Source organism: Kitasatospora sp. NPDC086791, assembly GCF_040685975.1.
Taxonomy (GTDB): Bacteria; Actinomycetota; Actinomycetes; order Streptomycetales; family Streptomycetaceae; genus Kitasatospora.
The window spans coordinates 178,232-198,565 of the sequence record NZ_JBFBOC010000004.1 but is presented as its reverse complement, the minus strand read 5'-3'; the positions used below and the strand labels follow the sequence as shown (position 1 = coordinate 198,565).

Sequence of the window (20,334 nt, the reverse complement as noted above, 5' to 3'; positions counted from 1 at the left end):
TCATGCCTTGTCACGCGGGCTGGGCGACCTGGTATTCCACGGTGTGAGAGGGCCCCGGACGCGCCCGGGGCAGACCTCCCGACGGACCCTAGTGGTCCAGACCATTCACCAGCGCCAGCGCGGCGTCCACCTCGGCCGCCCCGGCCGGCAGCAGCGGCAGCCGCACGTCCGGGGTCGGGATCCGCCCCAGGGCGTGCAGCACGCCCTTGGTGACCGCCGGGTTCGGCGCCGCGAAGGCGGCCACCGCCAGCCCGGTCAGCCGGTGCCCGAGCGCCCGCGCCCGCTCGACGTCCCCGGCCTCCCAGGCCTGCGCCAGCTCCACGAACCGGCCGGTGGCCAGGTGCGCGGAGGCGAGGATGCCCCCGGCCGCGCCGAGCGCCAGCATCGGCGCCAGGAAGGCGTCCTCCCCGGTGAGGAACGCGAACCCCTCCGGGGTGTCCGCGAGCAGTTCGGCGGCCGTCTGGTCCAGCCCGCCGGTCGCGTACTTCACGCCCACCACGCCGTCGATCGCGGCGAGTTCGCGCAGCGCGGCGGCCGACAGCTGCTGCCCGGTGCGGTAGGGGATGTGGTAGACGACCAGCGGCAGCGGGCTGCTCACGGCCAGCGCCCGGAAGTGCGCGACCGTCCCCGCCTCGCCCGGCCGGACGAACGACGGGACGGTGACCAGCGCGGCCGCCGCCTGCGGCACCCGCGCACCGAGCGCGGCCAGCGACTCGGCGGTCGCCCGGGTGTCCCCGCCGTGCGCGCCGACGATCAGCCGCGCCCCGCGCGCGGCGCAGGCGGCCGCGGCGATGTCCACCACGGCGTCCCGCTCCGCGGCGGTCAGCGCGGCCGGCTCGCCGGTGGTGCCGAGCGCGACCAGCCCGGCCGCACCGGCGTCGAGCAGCTCGTGCGCGAGCTTCTCCAGCGCGTCCAGGGCGACCGAACCGTCGGCGGCGAAGGGGGTGACGAGAGGGACGTGGATGCCCTTGAGTTCCATGCCCACGATCCTGCGGCCGCCGTCACCGCAGGTCCAGTTCACATTTCCGACGCTTCTCGTAAGCTGAGCCGATGCTCGACGTCCGACGCCTGCGCCTGCTGCGCGAACTCGCCCACCTCGGCACCATCGCGGCCGTCGCCGAGGCGCTGTCCTTCAGCCCTTCGGCGGTGTCCCAGCAGCTGTCCGTACTGGAGAAGGAGGCGGGCGTCCCGCTGCTGGAGCGCACCGGCCGGCGGGTCACCCTCACCCCGGCCGGGCGCAACCTGGTCCGGCACGCCGAGTCGGTGCTCGCCCTGCTGGAGCAAGCGGGCGCCGAACTCGCCCACGCCAGGCGGGGGTTGGCCGGTCCACTGCGGATCGGCACCTACCCCTCGGCGGCCCGCGCGATCATCCCCGCGGTGCTCGCCGAACTGGCCGCCTGGCACCCGGGGCTGGAGCCGATGGTGACCGAGGTCGACCCGGTGGCCGTCGGCGCGGCCCTGCGCGCGGGCGAACTGGACGTGGCCCTGGTGCACGAGTACGACCTCGTCCCGGCCGACCCGGAGCCCGGCCTCGCGGCGACCCGCCCGGTCTTCACCGAGCCCATGTACCTGGCCGCCCGCACCCCGGGCACGATCGCCGAACAGCGCGGCGCGCCGTGGATCATGTCCCCGCCCGGCACCCTCTGCCACACCATGGCCGTCCGCGCCTGCGAGTCCGCGGGCTTCGCCCCGCGGATCCGCCACCAGATCGACGACTTCACCACCGTCCTCGCCCTGGTCGCCGCCGGCCAGGGCGTCGCCCTCGTCCCCCACCTCGGCGCCGCCCAGCCCCCGCCCGGCGTCGTCCTCACCCGCCTCCCGATGTACCGCCGCACCCGCGCCGCGTTCCGCGCCGGCGCCGGCTCCCACCCGGCCATCTCCGCCTTCGTCTCCGCCCTCCACACCGCCGTCCCCCCGGGCCTCGGCAGCGGCTCCTGACCCCCGCCCCGCTCCCTTCCTCCCCCGAACGGAAGTTCCCCGCGCCCGGGAGGGGCACGGGGAACTGCGCGCGGCGGAAGGTCACCCCCGCACTCGGGCATCGGCAGTCGCCCGCCTCACACCGCCAGACAGCTCGGCCCGAGCAACTGCTTCAGGTCCCCGAACAGCGCCGGGTCCGACTTCACCCGGTGCCGGTCCAGCCGCAGCACGGTCGTCTTGTTGCGCCCCTCCAGCCGCACCCGCACCTCGGTCGTGCCCTTGTGGTGGGTCAGCACCTCGCTGAGCCGGGCGATCAGCGGCGGCGTGACCTTCCCGCTCGGGATGTTGATGGTGATCGGCGCCTCGGCGTGCGCGTTCGACAGGTCGGGGACGGACAGCTCCATCCCCATCAGCCGCGGCACGTCCTCCCGCTTGTCGAGCTTGCCCCGCACGAACACCACGGCGTCCTCGACCAGTTGCGAGGACACCAGCTGGTAGCTGGCCGGGAAGAACATGCAGTCGATCGAGCCGGCCAGGTCCTCGACGGTGGCGATGGCCCAGGCGTTGCCCTGCTTGGTCATCTTCCGCTGGAGGCCCGAGATGATGCCGCCGATGGTGACGATCGTCCCGTCCGGCCGTTCCGCGAGGTCGGCGACCGCGCAGTCGGACTTGTCGGCGAGGACGTGCTCGATGCCGTGCAGCGGGTGCGAGGAGACGTACAGGCCGAGCATCTCCCGCTCCTGGGTGAGCAGGAAGGACTTCTCCCACTCCTCCTCGGAGAAGACCACGTCGAGCCCGAAGCTCGGTTCGTCCGCCTCGGCGTCGCCGCCGAACAGGTCGAACTGCCCCTCGGCCTCCTTCCGCTTCACGCCGACGACGTTGTCGATCATCGGCTCGAACTGGGCGCTGAGGCCCTTGCGGGTGTGGCCGAGCGAGTCGAAGGCGCCGGCCTTGATCAGCGATTCGACGGTCCGCTTGTTGCAGACCACCGACTCCACCTTGTCCAGGAAGTCGGGGAAGGAGGAGAACTTCCCCTTGGTCTTCCGGGTCCGGATCATCGACTCGACCACCGGCCCGCCGACGTTGCGGATGGCGGTGAGGCCGAACCGAACGGTGTCGTCACCGTGCGGGGTGAAGTCCGAGTCCGACTCGTTGACGTCCGGCGGAAGGACGTTGATGCCCATCTTGCGGCACTCGTTGAGGTAGACCGCCGACTTGTCCTTGTCGTCCTTGACGGACGTGAGCAGGCCGGACATGTACTCGGCCGGGTAGTTGGCCTTGAGGTAGGCGGTCCAGTACGAGACCAGCCCGTAGCCGGCGGTGTGCGCCTTGTTGAACGCGTAGCCGGAGAAGGGGACGAGGACGTCCCACACCGCCTGGATGGCCGCGTCGGAGTAGCCGCGCTCGCGGCAGCCCTTCTGGAAGGGGACGAACTCCGCCTCCAGGATCTCCTTCTTCTTCTTGCCCATCGCGCGGCGCAGCAGGTCGGCCTGGCCGAGCGAGTAGCCGGCGAGGATCTGCGCGGCCTTCTGCACCTGCTCCTGGTAGACGATCAGGCCGTACGTCGGCCGGAGCACCTCCTCCAGGGGCTTCTCCAGCTCCGGGTGGATCGGGGTGATCTCCTGCTGGCCGTTCTTGCGCAGGGCGTAGTTGGTGTGGGAGTTGACGCCCATAGGGCCCGGCCGGTACAGCGCCAGTACGGCCGAGATGTCCTCGAAGTTGTCGGGCTTCATCAGGCGCAGCAGCGAGCGCATGGGGCCGCCGTCGAGCTGGAAGACGCCGAGGGTGTCACCGCGGGCGAGGAGTTCGTAGGTCGGCTTGTCGTCGAGCGGCAGCTTGAGCAGCTCGATCTTCTCGCCCTTGTTCTTCTCGATCGCCTTGACGGCGTCGTCCATGATCGTCAGGTTGCGCAGGCCGAGGAAGTCCATCTTGAGGAGGCCGAGGCCTTCGCAAGTCGGGTAGTCGAACTGCGTGATGGTGACGCCGTCGGTGTGCCGGGTCCAGACCGGGATGTGGTCGGTCAGCGGCTCGGCGGACATGATGACGCCGGCGGCGTGCACGCCGGGCTGGCGGATCAGGCCCTCGATGCCGCGCGCGGTGTCGATGACCTTCCTGACGTCCGGGTCGGTCTCGTAGAGGCCGCGGATCTCGCCGGCCTCGCCGTAGCGCGGGTGGCTGGGGTCGGTGATGCCGGACAGCGGGATGCCCTTGCCCATGACGTCCGGCGGCATCGCCTTGGTGATCCGGTCGCCCATCGCGTAGGGGTAGCCGAGGACTCGCGAGGAGTCCTTGATGGCGGCCTTCGCCTTGATGGTGCCGTACGTGACGATCATGGCGACCTTGTCGGATCCCCACTTCTCGGTCACGTAGCGGATCACGTCGCCGCGCCGGCGCTCGTCGAAGTCGATGTCGACATCGGGCATGGAGATGCGCTCGGGGTTGAGGAAGCGCTCGAAGATCAGGCCGTGCGGGATGGGGTCGAGGTCGGTGATGCCCATCGCGTACGCGACCAGCGAACCGGCCGCCGAGCCACGGCCGGGGCCCACCGCGATGCCCTGGCTCTTGGCCCACATGATGAAGTCTGCGACCACGAGGAAGTACGCCGGGAACCCCATCTGGATGATGGTGTCCATCTCGTACTCGGCGAGCTTCTTGTGCTCCTCGTCGTACCCGTCCGGGAAGCGCCAGTCCATGCCCTCCCAGACCTTGGACTTGAAGAAGTCCGCCTCGGACTCGAAGCCCTCCGGGATCGGGAAGCGGGGCATGAGGTTCTTGAACGTGAACATGCCCTCGGTGTCGACGCGGGAGGCGACGAGGAGCTGGCTGTTGCGGCAGCCCTCCTGCCAGGCGTCCGAGGAGTCCAGCGCGTACATCTCGGCGGCGGACTTGATGTAGTAGCCGGTGCCGTCGAAGCGGAAGCGGTCCGGGTCGGAGAGGTTCTTGCCGGTCTGGACGCAGAGCAGCAGGTCGTGCGCGCCGGCGTCGGCCTCGGTGGTGTAGTGCGAGTCGTTGGTGACGACCGGAGGGATGTTCAGCTTCTTGCTGATCTCCAGCAGCCCGTCGCGGACCCGCTTCTCGATGTCGAGGCCGTGGTCCATCAGCTCCAGGAAGTAGTTCTCCTTGCCGAAGATGTCCTGGTAGTCGGCGGCGGACTTGACGGCCTCGTCGAACTGGCCGAGGCGCAGGCGGGTCTGCACCTCGCCGGAGGGGCAGCCGGTGGTGGCCATCAGGCCGCCGGCCAGGTCGGAGATCAGCTCCTTGTCCATCCGGGGCCACTTCACGAGCCAGCCCTCGGCGTAGGAGCGCGAGGTCAGCTTGAAGAGGTTGTGCAGGCCCTCCTTGTTCCGGGCCCAGATGGTCTTGTGGGTGTACGCGCCGGACGCGGAGACGTCGTCCCGCTTCTGGTGCGGCTGGCCCCACAGGATGCGCTTGGTGTTGGAGCGGGACTCGGGGGCGACGTACGCCTCGATGCCGATGACGGGGGTGATGCCGGCGGCGGTGGCCTGCTTGTGGAACTCGGCGGCACCGTACATGTTGCCGTGGTCGGTCATCGCGACGTGGGTCTGACCGAGGCGCTCCACCTCCTTGAACATCTGCTTCAGCCGGGCGGCACCGTCCAGCATCGAGTACTCGGTGTGGACGTGCAGATGCGCGAACGGCTGGTCGCTCAAGGCGGGGCCTCCGGAGGCTCTGGTGCTGGTCTGGTGGGCCGGCGAACGCGCGGGTCACAGGGAGGACGGGAAAACGCCCTGGAAATGGATGTGGCCCGGATCACCTCGCGGGGTCCGGACCATCACTCACACGTTCACGCGTCCACTCTAGCTCCCTCGAACGGCTTTGCCGCTCGGCCGGACGAGGCGCCCCGGTCCGGCCCGGCGAGTCGCGCCGCGGCGGCTTCGCGGACCTCGGGTTCCTCCAGCGGGTCGTCGCGGAGGTCGGCGAGCCTGCGCCGCACGGACGGCCGGTCGGGGGCACTCCCGACGCCGAGCAGGCGGGCGCCCGCCTCGCAGTCCCACAGCGACTCGGCGAACGCCTCCGCGGTGCCCGGAGCCCCGATCGCGGCCAGCGCCTCCAGGTAGGCGGGGCGCTCGTGGGAGTGCGGGGTGTAGAGCCAGAAGCGGCGCAGCAGCGAGGCCGCGCCGACGGCCGCGGGCCCGAACCGGGCCAGGCCGCGCGCGAGCGTGCCGGGGCCGCACCAGGACGTGTCCACCCACTGCCGCTCCAGGGCGGCGACCAGGGCCGGCACGTCGCTCTCGCCCCCGTGCGCGGCCAGGACCGCGAGGCCCGTCCGGCCGGGGCACGCCGGTGCCGAGGCCGGATGGTCCTCCGGCTTCGAGGGGCTGCGGGTGGTCGGCGCGTTCCGTTCCGGGCGGAACTCCGGGAGCGCCTGCCGGGCTTCCGCCGAGCCGGCGAGCACCAGCAGTTCCAGGACGCCGGTGGCCCGGTCGCGGGTGTCCTCGTCCCCGGCCAGGAGGTCCACCACCGGACCGATCGGCAGCTGCAGGTCCCGGATCAGCCGGGCGAGGTAGCGGGACCGGTCGTCGACCTGGGGGTCCCAGCGCCACTCCCAGCGGATGCAGCCGTGGACCAGGGCGGCGGCCGAAGCCGGGTCCTCGGCGGCGAGCAGCGCGCCCTGCCCGCGCCCGCGTTGCAGGAGGCCGGGGAGGGTGGCCGGCGGTGCGTAGCGGTCGTCTCTCTGGGGTGGCATGGGGTCCATCGTGCCGCAGCCCCCGGCGCGGGGGCGGCGGGGGCCGACGGGGGCCGCCCTGGCCGGCCGGGGCAGGCGAGGCGGTCAGGCGCCCGCCCCGGCGCGGGGGCGCAGCCGTAGTCCGATCGGGTGAACACCACCCGACCCCAACTCCCTTGCCCCGCCCGCCCCATACATCTGTCATGCACTCCGCCGCACACGGAAGGACCGACAGCCGCCATGCCGCCGCCGGCTCCTGCCTCCACGTCATCAGCGTCGGCACCGCCCTCACCGGCCGTGCTCCCCGCCCGCGCACGGGTCCAACTCCCCATCCCTCCAGGGCCGGTCAGGCCTACGACACGCCGCGCCCGGAGCAACATCGTGTCCGCCCCGACCGGCCGCTGCCAGTCTGTGCCCCTGGCTGCTCCGCCATCGGGAGCCGAGGGCAGCCGGGCGAGAAGTGGAGGCAGTGCCTTGGAGTACGGCGTCCTGCAGTTGCCGTCCGTCCTGGCCAGCATCGCGGCCGCCGAGGAGTTCGTCTGCCGCCTGGCCGACGAACTCGGCCTGGACGAGGACGGCCGCGACCGGCTCGGCCTGGCCGTTCACGAGGCCGTGGCGAACGCCGTGATCCACGGCAACCGCTTCTCGCCGGACAAGCAGGTCCGCCTGTCCGCCCGCCACGACGCCACCCGACTCACCGTGACCGTCAGCGACGAAGGGCCGGGCTTCACCCCCGGACCCCAGCCGACCGGGGCCCTGAACCTCACCCCCTCGGGCCGGGGGCTGACGCTCATCGAGCACTGCGTCGACGGCCTCCACGTCACCCGGCGTAGCGGCCCGCCCTCAGGATGCGACGTCGTCCTGGTGAAACACCTCAGGAAGGACACCCCCATGCCAGCCCTCTCCGTCTCCGAGCGCGAAGTAGGCGATGTCACCGTCATCGACCTGAAGGGCAGGATCACGATCGGCGAAGGCAACGTGACCCTGCGCGAGGCCGTCGCCCGCGCGCTCGACTCCGGCCGCCGCAACCTCCTGCTCGACCTCTCCGAAGTGACGTACGCCGACAGCGCCGGCATCGGCGAACTGCTCGCCTGCCACACCACCACCGAGAAGCGGAACGGCCGGCTCAAACTCCTCAACGCCTCCAAGCAGGTCCAGGACCTCATGATGATCACCAAGCTGCTCACCCACTTCGAGGTCTACGACACCGAGAAGGAGGCACTCGCCAGCTTCACGTGACCTCACGGCGCGCCCCGCACGGGAAGGGCCTGCGCGAGAAGTCGGCCCGTCCGACTTCCCGTTCAGGCCCTTCGCAGCCGCCGTCAGCCGATCCGCTCGACCGGCTGGCGCACCACCGTTTTCAGCTTCTCGGGCGCCGTCCTCCGCGGATCACCGAGGTAGACCTCGTGGTGCAGGCCCGAGAGCCGCAGCCCGTTCGCCTCCAGGAAGACCCCATGCAGTTCCTCCAGCACCGGCGCCTCGTCGTCGTACGGGCCGACGTGCAGCACCTGCGCGCTCAACCCCTCCGCCAGGACCAGCCGCCGCACCTCCCCCACCGTCGGAAGCTTCTTCTTCGCCAGCGCCGTCCGCTTCGCCTCCTCGATCGCCTCCGGCGTGATCCACTCGGGCAGGCTGATGAGCATGGTCCAGTTCCAGGCGTCCTTCTCCCGCGTGGTGAAGACCTCCGGCCGGTCCGACCACCACAGGCCCTCCAGCGGGCCGACGACGAAGTCGCCTCCGCCCGTCCCCTTGCTCGCGAACTTCAGGGTGTACGCCACCGAGTAGAGCGCCTCGACCGCGGCCGCGTACGCGGGTGCGGTGTTCGGGTTCCCGTGGCCGTCGACCCCGATGAACTGCTGCTCGGGCACGTCCACCAGGTTCCACGCGGTGTTCCTGGGAGCGTAGAACTCCTTCCGCTCCCGCTTCACGTCGTACGGTGCCACTGCCGTGCTCCTCCCCGGTCGGCGGGCGCCGTCGAGCGACGCCCGGTAACTGGCCAACCAGGCCTGCTCGGCTGCCAGTTGGCCCATGCTGTAGTCGAAGATCGCGCGCACGAACCCAGGGCCGTCCGAAGCCTCCGCCGCCCGGCGCACCTCTTCGGCGCGGTCGGCCAGCGCCCGCGACCGCCGGTCGAGGGCGGCGAGCAGTTCCTCGTGCTCGACGGCCGGCTGGTTGGCCAGCCCCACCAGCACGCGCGGGAAGAGCGGATGCGGTTCCGCGATCGCTTCGACGGCGGCCGCCGCGCACGCGGCGCGCCCCTCCGGCGTCGCCGCGTACACCTTGCGCGCCTTGCCGCCCCCGGCCGGCGATTCCGCGGTCCGGTCGATCAGTCCGCGCTGCCGGAGCTTGGTGAGCAGGTAGTAGATCGAGCTGAACCCGATCTCCGTCCACTCCCGCATCCCGCGCTCGGCGATCACCCTCTCCAGCTCGTACCCGTGCCGGGGCTGCTCCACGAGGAGCCCCAGCAGCGTCAGTTCGGCAGCGGTCAGCCCTGAGTCCATGTCATTATCCTAGCGCTAGAATAGCAACCCGCATCACGCCCGCCCTCCACGCCCCGCGGCCGCTCGGCGGCGGCCCACCGCCACGGCGGCGTGTCGAGTGGCGAATCACCGTCCGCGACGAAATCGTGACCGGCAGCAAACCCCACCGGAAAGGGTCACAATGCCCGAGGTCACCACTCCCTACCCGACCGGCACCCCCTGCTGGGTCGACCTGATGGCGAAGGACCAGCAGGCCGCACTGGACTTCTACCGCGACCTCCTCGGCTGGCAGGGCCTGCCCGGCCCCGCCGAGTTCGGCGGTTACGCGGTCTGCGAGCTCAACGGCCGGGCCGTGGCCGGCATCGGCCCGGCGATGGCCCCCGAGGGGATGCCCGAGCCGCCCACCGTCTGGAACAGCTACCTGGCCACCACCGACGCCCAGGCCACCCAGGACGCGATCGTCGCCGCCGGCGGCACCCTGATCGTCCCGGTCGCGGACGTCGGCCCCCTCGGCCGGATGCTGATCGCCGCCGACCCGCAGGGCGCGGTGTTCGGCGTCTGGCAGCCCGGCGAGTTCTCCGGCGCCCAGGTGGTCAACGAGGCCGGCGCGCTGACCTGGAACGAGCTGCACACCAGCGACATCCCGGCCGCCACCGCCTTCTACGGCGAGGCGTTCGGCATCGAGATCGAGCCCATGGAGGGCGCGGACTCCTACTGGGAACTGCGCATCGGCGGCCGGGCGGTCGGCGGCGCCACCCTCCTCGCCAACGACCCGCCCGGCACCCCGGCGCACTGGCTGACCTACTTCGCCGTCGACGACGTCGACTCCACCGTGGACGCCCTGGTCAAGCGCAACGGCACCGTCCTCGCCCCGGCCTTCGACATGGTGGCCGGCCGGATGGCCGTCGTCGCCGACCCCCAGGGCGCCCCCTTCGCCATCATCAAGCCCGTCCCGATGTAACCCCCCGGACCACCCACGAGCCCGCCCGCCCGGACCCTCCGGGCGGGCGGTCCCGTTCCGGCCCCGGCCTCCGCAGCGGCGCCCGCGACCCTGACGCGTCTCACAAATCCCTTTGCCCCGGGGCCCGTTCGGCCGGACACTCACCCCATGCTCGGATTCACCCGGACCGACGACGAAGCCCTGGTCTCCTGCCTGGGCGACCCACAACGCACCGTGGCGGCCTACCGTGAGCTGCTGCACCGCGCGGCGGACGCGCTCGACGCCATCCGCGCGGGCCTCTCCCACCCCGACCCGGCGGTCCGGGAGGGCTGCTGCCGCCTCCTCGACCACCTGGTCGACACCGACTCGATGGACCGGCTCGTCGCCATGGCCGACGACCCCGACGCCCGCGTGCGGATCGCCGCCTTCCACGCCCTGGCCTGCGACCGGTGCAAGGGCGACACCTGCGCCCCGGGCGCGGACCGGGTGCTCGATCCCGGCCTGCGGCACCTGGCGGACGACCCCGACCCGCAGGTCCGCATGCGGGCCGCCGAACTGGTCGGCAAGTTCGTCCACACCGATCACCGGGCCCGCGCCGCCCTGGAGGCCTCCCGCGCCGGGGACCCGAGCCCGGCGGTCCGCAAGAAGTCCGGGTGGTACGCCCCGGGAGGCCCGATCCACCGCCGCACCGCCCGCTCGGCGCTCGGCTGAGCCCCACGCCCCTCGCCCGCGCCCACGGCCGTGCGCAGGAAGTCGGCCCGTCCGACTTCCTGCGCACCCGCGCACCAACGAACCCGACCGCGCCGCGACCGCAGCGCCTGCCTACCGCCGAGCGGCCCGCAGCCACACCGCGAGCCCGAGGCAGAGCAGGCACGCCCCGGCCAGCACCAGCGGGATCACCGTCGCCCCGCCCGACCCGCCGAGCGCCCCGACCACCGCCGGCACGACGGCGTTGCCGAGCATGCAGCAGAGGGTGAGCACGGAGGTCGCCTGCTGCGGCACCTCCGCCACGCCGGAGACCCAGGCGATCAGCGTCGGCAGCACCGGCGCCAGCGCCAGCCCGGCCAGCGGGTAGGCGACCACCGCGAGGTGCGGCACGGCCGCCAGCGCCAACGCGCCGAGCCCGGCCGCCAGGTAGGCCGGCAGGGTGGTCCGGCCCGGAATCCGCCTGGTCAACTGCGGGACGACCAGGCGCCCGACGGCCATCCCGGCCCAGAACCCCGCGGCCGCCGTCGTGGCGGCCTGGGTGCTCCAGCCGTCGCGGACCAGCTGGGTCGACTGCCAGGTGCCGATGCTGGTCTCCATGCCCGCGTACACCAGGCCCACCAGCAGGAACGGGAGCAGCTCCAGCCCGATCCGCGCGCGTCGGCCGTCCCGTGGGCCCGCGTCGGCCTTCGCCGGTGCGGCCGCGAGCACCGCCCCGGCCCGTCCGACCAGGAAACACGGCAGCGCGCACACCGCCGCCGCCAGGGCCAGCAGCCGGATGTCGGTGTGCCCGACGGCCCCCGCGGCCAGCGGGCCCAGCATCGCGCCGATCCCGAAGACCGCGTTCAGCCGGTTGACCATCACCACGCTGTTCCCGGCGAACCCGCGCGCGAACGCGGTGTTGAGGGTGAGCGCCAGCCCGCCGTACCCGATGCCGGTGACGGCCGCGCAGCCGAGGTAGGCGGTCCAGCCGGGGCTGGCCGCCATCCCGGCCGCGCCCGCCGCGAAGACCGCGAGCAGGACGGGCGGAGCCGCCCGGACGTTCAGCCGCCGCCCGAGCAGCCCGATGCCGACGGTGGCCGCGAGCGCGCCGAGGTTGTACGCGGAGACCACCCGCCCGACCTCGTGCTCCGCGCCGAACCGCTCCCGCAGGAAGGGGAGCGAGGCGCCGAGCGAGGCGGTGAGCACGCCCAGGACGAGGAAGACGCCGAACGCCGACACCGCCGCCGACCGAACCATCACCGGCCCCTCCGGCGCGGCCTCCGGTCCTGTCGTCGCCGCCGGCGCAGCCGACGCCGTCGACGCCTCCGGCCCGGGCTCGACCAGCGCAGGTTCGGACGCGGCCCGGCCCGCCTCAGCCACCGACGGGCCCGAGCGCGAGCGCCACGGTGACCCGCCCGTCCGGGTCGGTCAGCGTGATCACCCCGGCACCGCCGGCCGTCCCGCCCACCACCAGCGCCGTGAAGTCCGGCACCGCGACCACCGCGCCGGCCTCGACCAGGGCGGGCCCGCCGATCCCGACGCACACCGCCCCCGCGGTGACCGCCGAGCGCACCCCGCTGACCGAGTCCTCGAACACCAGCGCGCGCTGCGGCCGGATGCCGAGGCCCCGGCAGGCCGCCAGGTACGGGTCCGGGTGCGGCTTGCCGCGCTCGACGTCGTCCCGGGTGACCCGCACCCGGAAGACGTCGAGCAGGTCGAGCCCGCCCAGCGCGTTGTCGATCTTCCGGGTCCAGCTGCTGGTGGCCAGGCCGATCGGCACGCCCGCGCGCCAGAGCCGGGTGGCGAGGCCGTCCGCGCCCGGAACGGCCCGGTACGGGGCCTCCTCCTCGACGGTGTCCACCTCGGCCCAGATCGCCTTCCGGTCGGCGTCCGAGTGGTCCGGGAAGATCAGCCGCACCGTCTGGTCACCGGTCCGCCCGTGGACGTACTCCTCGACCTCCGGGTCGGCCAGCACCCGGCCGTGGCGCCGGGCCACCGACCGCCACGCCTCCTCGATCACGGGCCTGGAGTCGATCAGGACCCCGTCCATGTCGAAGACGACGGCCTCGACCTCGTACCGCGTTCCCGCTTGCGGCTGCATCGGTCTCCTCACTCGGCGCTTACGCCATACGTTCTGACGATATTTCAAATCAGATCGGCCGGGCGGTCAACTGGACTAGACCTCACCAACGGACCGCCCGACCGGACAACCGGCCTAGCCGGCCTGCCGCGCCATGTAGCCGTCGGCGGAGTCCTTCCAGACCAGGTACACGTCGTCGACCAGGAGCAGGTCGATCACCTCGTCGGCCAGCGGGTCCAGCGCGTCGCGGTGCGACCCGACGATCGGCTCCTCGTGCTTGTTGAAGGAGGTGTTCACCAGCGCCGCCTGCCCGCTGCGGTCGTACCAGGCCATCAGCAGGCCGTGCAGGAACGGGTCGTCCTGGGCCCGGACGATCTGCGGCCGCGCGGTGTTGTCGACGTGCACGACCGCCGGGCAGGCCTTGGCGAACGCTTCGTGGCAGTCGTAGGTGATGGTCATGAACAGCGCCGACGGCTGCTCCGGCTCCCAGCCCACGTAGCACTCGGCCGCCAGGTCCTCGGCGGTGATCGGCGCGAAGGGCATGAACTCGGTACGGTTCAGGCGCTTGTTGAGCCAGTCGTTCATGGTCACGTCGGCGGTGCCGTAGATGACGCTGCGCCGGCCGAGCGCGCGCGGGCCGAACTCCATCCGGCCCCGGTAGGTGCCGATGACCTGGTCCGCCTCCAGCGCGCCGAGCAGGACCTCCCGCATGTCCTCGCCGATCCGCCGGAAGCGCAGGTCGGGGTAGTCCCGCAGGATCTCCTCCAGCCGGCCCTCGGAGATCGCGGCGTCCGGCCCGAGCGCCATCGAGGGCACCCGCGGGCGCTCGCCGGTCTCCCGGTGGGCCACGATCACGGCGGTCTGCAGCGGCAGCCCGCCGTCGCCCATCGGCGGCAGCACGTAGATGTTCCGCACGCCCGCGGTCTCGAAGATCCGCTGGTTGAGCTTGACGTTGGCGAACACGCCGCCGGACAGGCAGACGTTGCCGCTGGTCACCCGGCCGATGTGCCGCGCCACCACGGCGGTCAGCAGGTCCTCCACGTGCCGCTGGGCCGCCGCCGCGACGTCGGCGGGCTCGTGGGTGGCGATCTCGGCCAGCAGCTCCTCGGAGTAGCCCTCGTAGGACGGCTGGTACCAGTCGCCGCAGCGGGCGCGGACCGCGCCGTTCTCCTCGACGTCGATCATCCGCCGCATCAGCGGGAGGAGCTTCTCCGGGTCGCCGTTGGCGGCCAGGCCGGTGATCTTGCCCTCGTGGCGGTTGGGGCGGAAGCCGAGCAGCTTGGTGATCCGGCCGTAGAAGTAGCCCAGGCTGTCGATCGAGGTCTCGCGCTGGAGCACCTCCTCGCCGCCGGGGAAGTAGTGCGTGACGGTCAGGGACTGGAAGTCCCCGCGGCCGTCGCAGGTGACCACGAGGGCGTCGTCGAACGGGGAGCAGAGGAAGGCACCCAGGCCGTGCGACTCGTGGTGGTCGACGTGAACCACCTTGCCGCGCAATCCGTTCTCTTCGATGAAGGCATCGAACTCACCGCGCTTCGCACGGTCGTTCTCTATTTCGTCGGATATCCGCTTGCGGAGGTGCGGAAGCGCCTCGGGGCGCAGTCGGGCCTCCTCCGAAATGCGGTCCACGTAGAGCAGCAGGTGCTTTTCGGCGCTGAATCCCGCCTGCCACCCGTAGGCCACCCGGTCGACCTCGGAAAGAGTGATCCCGGCTTCCTTCAGAACGTAGTCGATCGACTGCTCCGGCCAGGTCTTGTGGTCCTTGACCCGGGAGAATCGTTCCTCGCTGACGGCCGCGACGACCGTTCCGTCCTGAACCAGGCAGGCGCCGGCCAGGTCGTTGTTGGTGATTCCGAGAACAAGCATGTGCCGCTCCGATGCTTGAGTCGCGGGAAATTGCCCGACGGCATTTCCACGGATTTGAACAGCTGGGAGATCGGGGTGCGCTGCGACTCTATGGAGAGGTTTCCCGGGAGATCAACGACCCCGTGGGGAATCCGGTCAACCTGGCGGCAGGTCTCACCGTGACGCCGGGACGGCCGCCCGGTTAACAACAGTTCGTAGTTCGATCATCCCTGCTGGCAGGGTGGCACATGCCCGACAAGAGGTCTGGACCACTACCTCGTTGATCACTGAGGGTAGCTGTCCGGAAACAGTCCTTCCGGCCCACGACCGGCACCCGACCGGCACTTCCGCCGCCGCCCGGCCGTCCCCCTGATGCCTCGTCACACCGGCACCGCCGGCCGTCTTCCGCCCCATCGGTCACACCCGGCCGCGGCGGCACCGGGCCCCGGAAACGCCGAAGGCCGGACCAGGGCTTCCGCCCCGACCCGGCCTTCCCGACCACCGACCGGCCGGTCAGTCCTCCTGCCCGTCCAACTCCGCCAGGAAGTCCAGCGACGCCGCCCAGGCCCGCTCCGCCGCCTCCGCGTCGTGGTCCGGCAGCTCCGGGTCGGTGAACAGGTGCCCGGCGCCGCGGTAGCGGTGCACCTCCACCTCGGCCCCGGCCCGCCGCATCCGCAGGTACCAGGCGTTCAGCCAGTCCTCCGGCTCGAACGGGTCCGGCTCCGCGATGTGCAGCTGGACCGGGATCGAGGTGGCGGCGTCCTCCCGCAGGTCCGAGGTGCCGTGCAGGAGCAGCAGCCCGCGCGCCTTCTCGTCGGCCAGCGCCAGGTTCTGCGCGATCGCGCCGCCGAGCGAGAAGCCCGCGTACACCAGCCCGCCCTCGGACAGCGGCGCGGCCGCCGTCACCGCCCGGCGCAGCAGTTCCTCGCTGCCCCCGGCGGCCTCCTGGTACGCCTGCCCGTCCTCGATCGAGTCGAAGGTCCGCCCCTCGAACAGGTCCGGCGTGTGCACGGTGTGCCCGGCGGCGCGCAGCCGCTCGGCGGCGTCGCGCACCGCGGGGCGCAGCCCGTAGGCGGAGTGGAAGAGGACGATCTGGGCCACGGTTCGGGTCCTTCACCTGCGGAGGTCAGCTACCCACCCATGATCCCCCATGCCCGGCCGGCCCCCACGACGACCCACGCCACCACCACGGCGCACCGCGGCGACCACCACCGCGCCGCTACGACACCACGTCCTTGCGCGCGAACCCCCGGAACGCCAGCGCCAGCAGCACCGCCGCGTACGAGAGCGACAGCGAGACGCCCTGCACCATCCCGCCCCACTCCAGGTGCGGCTGCAGCGCGTCCGCCCAGGCGTACTGCCAGTGCGCGGGCAGCCACTCCCGCAGGTCGCCGAGCGCGGTGACGGCGTCCAGCACCCCGGTGATGATCGACACGAACACCGCGCCGCCCACCGCGCCCAGCGGCGCGTCCGTCGCCGTGGACAGCCAGAAGGCGAGGGCCGCGATCACGATCTCGCTCAGCAGGACGAAGGCCACCGCGATCGCGATCCGGGGCAGTGCCTCCCCGGCCGGCAGGCTGACCCCGGCGGGCAGCTTGAGGTCGCCCCACCCGTAGGCGGTCGTGCCGACGAGCAGTCCGATCGCGGGCAGCATGATCACCGCGACCGCCGAGAAGGCCAGCCCGACCGCGAACTTGCGCGCCAGCAGCCGGGCCCGGGATACCGGCGCGGCCAGCAGGTACCGCAGCGAGGACCAGCTGGCCTCCGAGGCGACGGTGTCCCCGCAGAACAGCGCGACCGGGATCACCAGCATGAAGCCGGTGCCGACGAACAGCATGGTGACCGCGAAGTTGGCCCCCGAGGCGGTGGCCAACTCGATGAAGGTGGTCCGGTCCGGACGGCCCGGGGTGCCACCGATCTGGAACGCGGCCAGGATCACGAACGGCATGGCGGCCAGCACCCCGCCGATCACCAGGGTGCGGCGGCGGCGCAGCTGCCGCATCGCCTCCACCCGCAGCGGCAGCGTCCGGCTCGCCCGGTAGCCCTCCGCGTGGTCCGCCGAAACTGCGGAGACCTCAGAGACCGAACTCACCCCGCACCACCTCCGATCAACGACAGGAACGCGTCCTCCAACCGCCGCTGCGGCCCGGCGCTCTCCACCGGCACCCCCAGCCGCACCAGCTCGGCGAGCAGTTCGCTCGCCGCCAGCCCGTCCAGCCGCACCAGCAGCCCGCCCGGAACGGCTTCGGCCGAGCCGACCCCGGCCAGCGCGGCCACCTTCCCGGCCGCCGCCTCCGGGTCGTACGACCCGGCGACGCCGATCATCAGCAGCTCGCCGGCGCCGACGATCTCGCCGACCGGGCCCGCCGTCACCAGCTGCCCGCGGTCCATCACGACCAGGTCCGTGCAGCTCTGCTCGACCTCGGAGAGCAGGTGGCTCGACACGATCACCGTCCGCCCGCCCGCCGCGTACCGGATCATCACCTCACGCATCTCCCGGATCTGCGGCGGGTCCAGCCCGTTGGTCGGCTCGTCCAGGATCAGCAGGTCCGGCATCCCGAGCATGGCCTGCGCGATCGCCAGCCGCTGCCGCATGCCCTGCGAGTACGTCCGCACCGCGCGGTCCAGCGCCTCCCCGAGCCCCGCGATGGCCAGCGCCTCGTCGAAGCACGCGTCGGCCTCCGGCCGCCCGGTCGCCTGCCAGTACAGCCGCAGGTTGGCCCGCCCGGTGAGGTGCGGCAGGAAGCCCGCGCCCTCCACGAACGCCCCGACCCGCGACAGCACCGGCGCACCGGGCCGCACCAGGTGCCCGAAGATCCGGATCTCCCCGGCGTCCGGCCGGATCAGTCCCATCAGCATCCGCAGCGTGGTGGTCTTGCCCGCGCCGTTCGGCCCGAGCAGTCCGAGCACCTGGCCCTGCTCCACCCGGAAGCCCAACTCCCGTACTGCGTAACGGTCCTGGGAGCCCTTGTAGCGCTTGCTCAGCCCGCTGATCCGCAGCGGCACGGCGGCCAGCTCCGGATCGAAGTCCGGTCCGCCGGCCGCCCGTCGGCGCCGCAGCCGCGGCACCAGCACCAGACCCGCGGCCACCACCACGGCGCCCAGCGGCAGCAGCCAGGTCCGCGCGGGCAGCGGCGCCGCCTCGGTGACCAGCTCCTCGACGGTCGGCACGGTGATCGGCCCCGCCGGTGCGACCCGATAGGTGGCCGGCTCGACGGGCGAGGCGTACGCGAGGTCGGTGGCGGCCAGCACCAGCCGCACCCGGTGTCCGGCCGGGAAGGTGTGGTCGACCGTCGGCAGCGCCACCGTGACGGTCCGTCCCGCGTCCGCGCCGGTGACCCGCAGCGGCGCGGCGAGCTGCTGCGGCAGCACCGACGTACCGTCCGGCCCGACGTCGTACAGCTTCGCGAACAACACCGCGTCCGGCCGGTCCGCCGTCACCCGCACCGGCACGGTCGGCTGCCCGGTCAGGTGCAGCGGCGCGTCCAGCGGCACCGAGTCGAAGGCGGCGTTCTGCCCGGGGAAGTCGAGTGACAGCCCGGCGCCCAGCGAGGCCGCCTGGCTGAGCGCGCCGATGCCCGGCAGCGTCGAGATCCCCGGCGGCGCCCCGCCGGGCGGATTGGCGAGGGTCTTCTCCCCGCCCGCCACCGGCACGGCCCGCGAGCCCGTCCCGCCGATCCCCGGGTACCGCCCGGCGGTGGCCCCGCGCAGCACGGCCTGGAAGCCGGTCGAGTCCACCCCGCCGGTCCGGGTCACCCGGAACGCCGCCCCGGTGTCGTTCCCGCGTCCCCGCAGGTAGTGGTCGAACCAGGCCGTCACCCGGTCGTCGACCCGTGCGCTGGTGTCCGTCCCGCCGTCGTGACCGCCCGCGAACCAGTCCACGGCCACCGGTGCGCCGTTCGCCGCGACCGCCTGCGCGATCCGGTCGCCCTGGTCGAGCGGGAACAGCGAGTCCTGCTGCCCCTGCACCACCAGCGTGGGCGCCTTCAGCTGCGCGGCCACCGAGGACGGGCTGGAGCGGTCCAGCAGCGCGACGGCCTCCGGGTCGGCGTGCCCGGCGGTCGCGACCCGGTCGTACATCTGGCAGAGCGACTCCAGGAACCGCCCGCACCCGACCTGCCCGTCCGCCACCGGCTTCGGCTCGCCGCCCTCGCGCGGCGCGCCGCCGGACGGCCCGAGACCGCCCGCCGAACCGGGGGCGGCCGAACCGGTGGTGAAGAAGATCCCGGCCCACAGCTTCTTGAACACGCCGTCCGCCGCGCCCGAGCCCTGCACCCCCTGCGGGAACAGCGCGTCCGCCAGGTTCCACCAGGTGATCTGGGTCGCCACCGCGTCGATCCGGTGGTCGTACGCGGAGGCCAGCAGCGAGATCGCCCCGCCGTACGAGGCGCCGGTGATGCCGACCTTCGGGTCGCCGGGCGCGTCGAGCTGCACCTCGGGCCGCTGGGCCAGCCAGTCCACCAGGTGCCGGACGTCCTCGACCTCGCGGTCCGGCGCGTTGAGGCCGATCTTGCCGCCCGAGCGCCCGAACCCGCGGGCCGACCAGGTCAGCACCGCGTACCCCTGCCGGGCGAGCTGCTGGGCGCGCTCGCGCTCGCCCTCCTTGGACCCGCCGAAGCCGTGCGCGAGCAGCACCGCCGGCCGCGGCCCGCTGCCGGCGGTGAAGAACGAGGTGTCCAGCTGGACCTGCTGCGCGCTGCCGGGCGTCTCCGGCATGCTGAGGAAACGGTCCTCCTCGCGGACCGCCTGCTCACCGCCGGACGCCGCCACCGCGGTACCGACCCCGGCCACCGCGACCAGCGCCACCGCACCGGCCAGCACCCTGCGTCCGATCGTCGTACTCCGGCTGCGCCAACGACGCCATGCCCCACCGAACTCCATGGCCGCTGATCGTATCCGCCGTCCGGGTAGGCGCCCGATAAGGCCACCCCAGGAGCCACCGCACCGCTTCGCCCGGTACGCCCGGTTCGCCCCACTGTGCCCGACTGCCGTCCGGCCCGTGCCCCGCCCGCCGGCCTCCGCCGACCGCCGCCGCAGCGCTCCGCCTCGACCGTTCGTCCAGGCCGCCACGACCGCCCCGCCCGCCCCACCGGCACCCGGCACCCGGCACCCGGCACCCGGCACCCGGCACCCGGCACCACCCGATCCGGCCCGACGAAAAGGCTCCCCGCACCCCGAGCGGGGCACGGGGAGCCCCCCCCCCCGCGAAACAGACCTACAGCACCCGCGTCATCGTCCGGTGCGGAATCCCGGCGTCGTCGTACACCGGCCCCTGCGCCACGTACCCCAGCCGCTCGTAGAACCCGAGCGCCTGCACCTGCGCGTGCAGCTCCACCTCCGTGGCCCCGCGCTCCGCCGCCGCGGCCTCGATCGCCCGCACGAGCTCCGCTCCCAGCCCGGTCCCCCGGGCCGCCGACAGCACCGCGAGCCGCCCGAGCAGCGCCCGCCCCTCGACGCCCCCGGTCAGCTCCCGGGCCTGGTCGCCGTGGATCAGCCGCCCGGTCCCGAGCGCGGCCCCGTCGGCACCCACCGCCAGCAGGTGCACCGAGGTCCGGTCGTACTCGTCGTACTCCAGCTCCTCCGGCACGTTCTGCTCGACGACGAAGACCTCCCACCGGACGGCCCGCACCAGCGCCAGCTCGGCATCGCCCTCGGCGACCCGGACCACGACGCCCGAGCCGACACCCGAACCGGCGCCCAC

15 protein-coding genes are annotated in these 20,334 nt (G+C 72.9%); 4 read left to right on the top strand and 11 right to left on the bottom strand.

Translation table 11 applies throughout. The features are described from left to right. Positions 1 to 88: 88 nt before the first annotated feature. Positions 89 to 979: a dihydrodipicolinate synthase family protein gene (locus AB0Q99_RS09815; RefSeq protein ID WP_363570049.1), complete on the bottom strand. Its 891-nt coding sequence runs from the start codon at positions 977 to 979 to the stop codon at positions 89 to 91. Between the two features lie 71 nt (positions 980 to 1,050). Here AB0Q99_RS09815 and AB0Q99_RS09810 point away from each other — a divergent pair, with 71 nt between their 5' ends. Beyond that, on the top strand, positions 1,051 to 1,938 hold the full coding sequence (locus tag AB0Q99_RS09810) for a LysR family transcriptional regulator (RefSeq protein ID WP_363569880.1): 888 nt from the start codon (positions 1,051 to 1,053) through the stop codon (positions 1,936 to 1,938). 116 nt (positions 1,939 to 2,054) lie between these two features. Here AB0Q99_RS09810 and dnaE read toward each other — a convergent pair whose 3' ends face one another. Together dnaE and AB0Q99_RS09800 are read right to left on the bottom strand one after the other, a co-directional pair. Continuing rightward, complete coding sequence (gene dnaE / locus AB0Q99_RS09805) at positions 2,055 to 5,588, bottom strand: DNA polymerase III subunit alpha (RefSeq protein ID WP_363569878.1); 3,534 nt, start codon at positions 5,586 to 5,588, stop codon at positions 2,055 to 2,057. Positions 5,589 to 5,722: 134 nt separating this feature from the next. Beyond that, positions 5,723 to 6,625, bottom strand: a complete 903-nt coding sequence (locus AB0Q99_RS09800) for a hypothetical protein (RefSeq protein ID WP_363569876.1) — start codon at positions 6,623 to 6,625, stop codon at positions 5,723 to 5,725. A gap of 453 nt (positions 6,626 to 7,078) precedes the next feature. Here AB0Q99_RS09800 and AB0Q99_RS09795 point away from each other — a divergent pair, with 453 nt between their 5' ends. Beyond that, positions 7,079 to 7,843, top strand: a complete 765-nt coding sequence (locus AB0Q99_RS09795) for an anti-sigma factor antagonist (RefSeq protein ID WP_363569874.1) — start codon at positions 7,079 to 7,081, stop codon at positions 7,841 to 7,843. 83 nt (positions 7,844 to 7,926) lie between these two features. On the opposite strand, the gene AB0Q99_RS09790 is transcribed toward AB0Q99_RS09795, so the two are convergent. Then, positions 7,927 to 9,105: a GyrI-like domain-containing protein gene (locus AB0Q99_RS09790; RefSeq protein WP_363569873.1), complete on the bottom strand. Its 1,179-nt coding sequence runs from the start codon at positions 9,103 to 9,105 to the stop codon at positions 7,927 to 7,929. Between the two features lie 160 nt (positions 9,106 to 9,265). On the opposite strand from AB0Q99_RS09790, the gene AB0Q99_RS09785 reads away from it, so the two are divergent. Next, positions 9,266 to 10,045 carry a VOC family protein gene (locus AB0Q99_RS09785; protein ID WP_363569871.1) on the top strand — a complete coding sequence of 260 codons (780 nt, stop codon included), beginning with the start codon at positions 9,266 to 9,268 and terminating at the stop codon, positions 10,043 to 10,045. A gap of 147 nt (positions 10,046 to 10,192) precedes the next feature. Next, positions 10,193 to 10,735 carry a HEAT repeat domain-containing protein gene (locus AB0Q99_RS09780; protein ID WP_363569869.1) on the top strand — a complete coding sequence of 181 codons (543 nt, stop codon included), beginning with the start codon at positions 10,193 to 10,195 and terminating at the stop codon, positions 10,733 to 10,735. A gap of 111 nt (positions 10,736 to 10,846) precedes the next feature. Here the strand turns inward: AB0Q99_RS09780 and AB0Q99_RS09775 are convergent, their stop codons facing one another. The 7 genes from AB0Q99_RS09775 to AB0Q99_RS09745 all read right to left on the bottom strand — a co-directional run bounded on the left by AB0Q99_RS09775 (position 10,847) and on the right by AB0Q99_RS09745 (position 20,334). Continuing rightward, a complete protein-coding gene (locus tag AB0Q99_RS09775; protein ID WP_363569867.1) occupies positions 10,847 to 11,968 on the bottom strand; it encodes an MFS transporter in 1,122 nt (373 codons plus the stop codon). A gap of 115 nt (positions 11,969 to 12,083) precedes the next feature. Continuing rightward, entirely contained in the window at positions 12,084 to 12,812 is a 729-nt protein-coding gene (locus AB0Q99_RS09770; RefSeq protein ID WP_363569865.1) for an HAD family phosphatase, read from the bottom strand. 114 nt (positions 12,813 to 12,926) lie between these two features. Next, on the bottom strand, positions 12,927 to 14,654 hold the full coding sequence (locus AB0Q99_RS09765; protein WP_363569863.1) for a carbamoyltransferase C-terminal domain-containing protein: 1,728 nt from the start codon (positions 14,652 to 14,654) through the stop codon (positions 12,927 to 12,929). Between the two features lie 492 nt (positions 14,655 to 15,146). Beyond that, complete coding sequence (locus tag AB0Q99_RS09760; RefSeq protein ID WP_363569861.1) at positions 15,147 to 15,734, bottom strand: dienelactone hydrolase family protein; 588 nt, start codon at positions 15,732 to 15,734, stop codon at positions 15,147 to 15,149. 118 nt (positions 15,735 to 15,852) lie between these two features. Continuing rightward, positions 15,853 to 16,725 carry an ABC transporter permease gene (locus tag AB0Q99_RS09755; RefSeq protein ID WP_363569859.1) on the bottom strand — a complete coding sequence of 291 codons (873 nt, stop codon included), beginning with the start codon at positions 16,723 to 16,725 and terminating at the stop codon, positions 15,853 to 15,855. Beyond that, positions 16,722 to 19,514, bottom strand: coding sequence for an alpha/beta fold hydrolase (locus AB0Q99_RS09750; RefSeq protein ID WP_363569857.1), 2,793 nt, complete (start codon positions 19,512 to 19,514; stop codon positions 16,722 to 16,724). The genes AB0Q99_RS09755 and AB0Q99_RS09750 overlap by 4 nt, the downstream gene beginning before the upstream one ends. A 334-nt stretch (positions 19,515 to 19,848) precedes the next feature. Continuing rightward, positions 19,849 to 20,334, bottom strand: coding sequence for a GNAT family N-acetyltransferase (locus AB0Q99_RS09745; RefSeq protein WP_363569855.1), 486 nt, complete (start codon positions 20,332 to 20,334; stop codon positions 19,849 to 19,851).

Bases quoted from the DNA above. Each gene is read 5' to 3' on its own strand.
- AB0Q99_RS09785 (WP_363569871.1), top strand. From the start codon at position 9,266: ATGCCCGAGGTCACCACTCCCTACCCGACCGGCACCCCCTGCTGGGTC.
- AB0Q99_RS09770 (WP_363569865.1), bottom strand. From the start codon at position 12,812: ATGCAGCCGCAAGCGGGAACGCGGTACGAGGTCGAGGCCGTCGTCTTC.
- AB0Q99_RS09780 (WP_363569869.1), top strand. From the start codon at position 10,193: ATGCTCGGATTCACCCGGACCGACGACGAAGCCCTGGTCTCCTGCCTG.
- AB0Q99_RS09800 (WP_363569876.1), bottom strand. From the start codon at position 6,625: ATGCCACCCCAGAGAGACGACCGCTACGCACCGCCGGCCACCCTCCCC.
- AB0Q99_RS09815 (WP_363570049.1), bottom strand. From the start codon at position 979: ATGGAACTCAAGGGCATCCACGTCCCTCTCGTCACCCCCTTCGCCGCC.
- AB0Q99_RS09790 (WP_363569873.1), bottom strand. From the start codon at position 9,105: ATGGACTCAGGGCTGACCGCTGCCGAACTGACGCTGCTGGGGCTCCTC.
- AB0Q99_RS09810 (WP_363569880.1), top strand. From the start codon at position 1,051: ATGCTCGACGTCCGACGCCTGCGCCTGCTGCGCGAACTCGCCCACCTC.
- AB0Q99_RS09750 (WP_363569857.1), bottom strand. From the start codon at position 19,514: ATGGAGTTCGGTGGGGCATGGCGTCGTTGGCGCAGCCGGAGTACGACG.
- AB0Q99_RS09765 (WP_363569863.1), bottom strand. From the start codon at position 14,654: ATGCTTGTTCTCGGAATCACCAACAACGACCTGGCCGGCGCCTGCCTG.
- AB0Q99_RS09775 (WP_363569867.1), bottom strand. From the start codon at position 11,968: ATGGTTCGGTCGGCGGCGGTGTCGGCGTTCGGCGTCTTCCTCGTCCTG.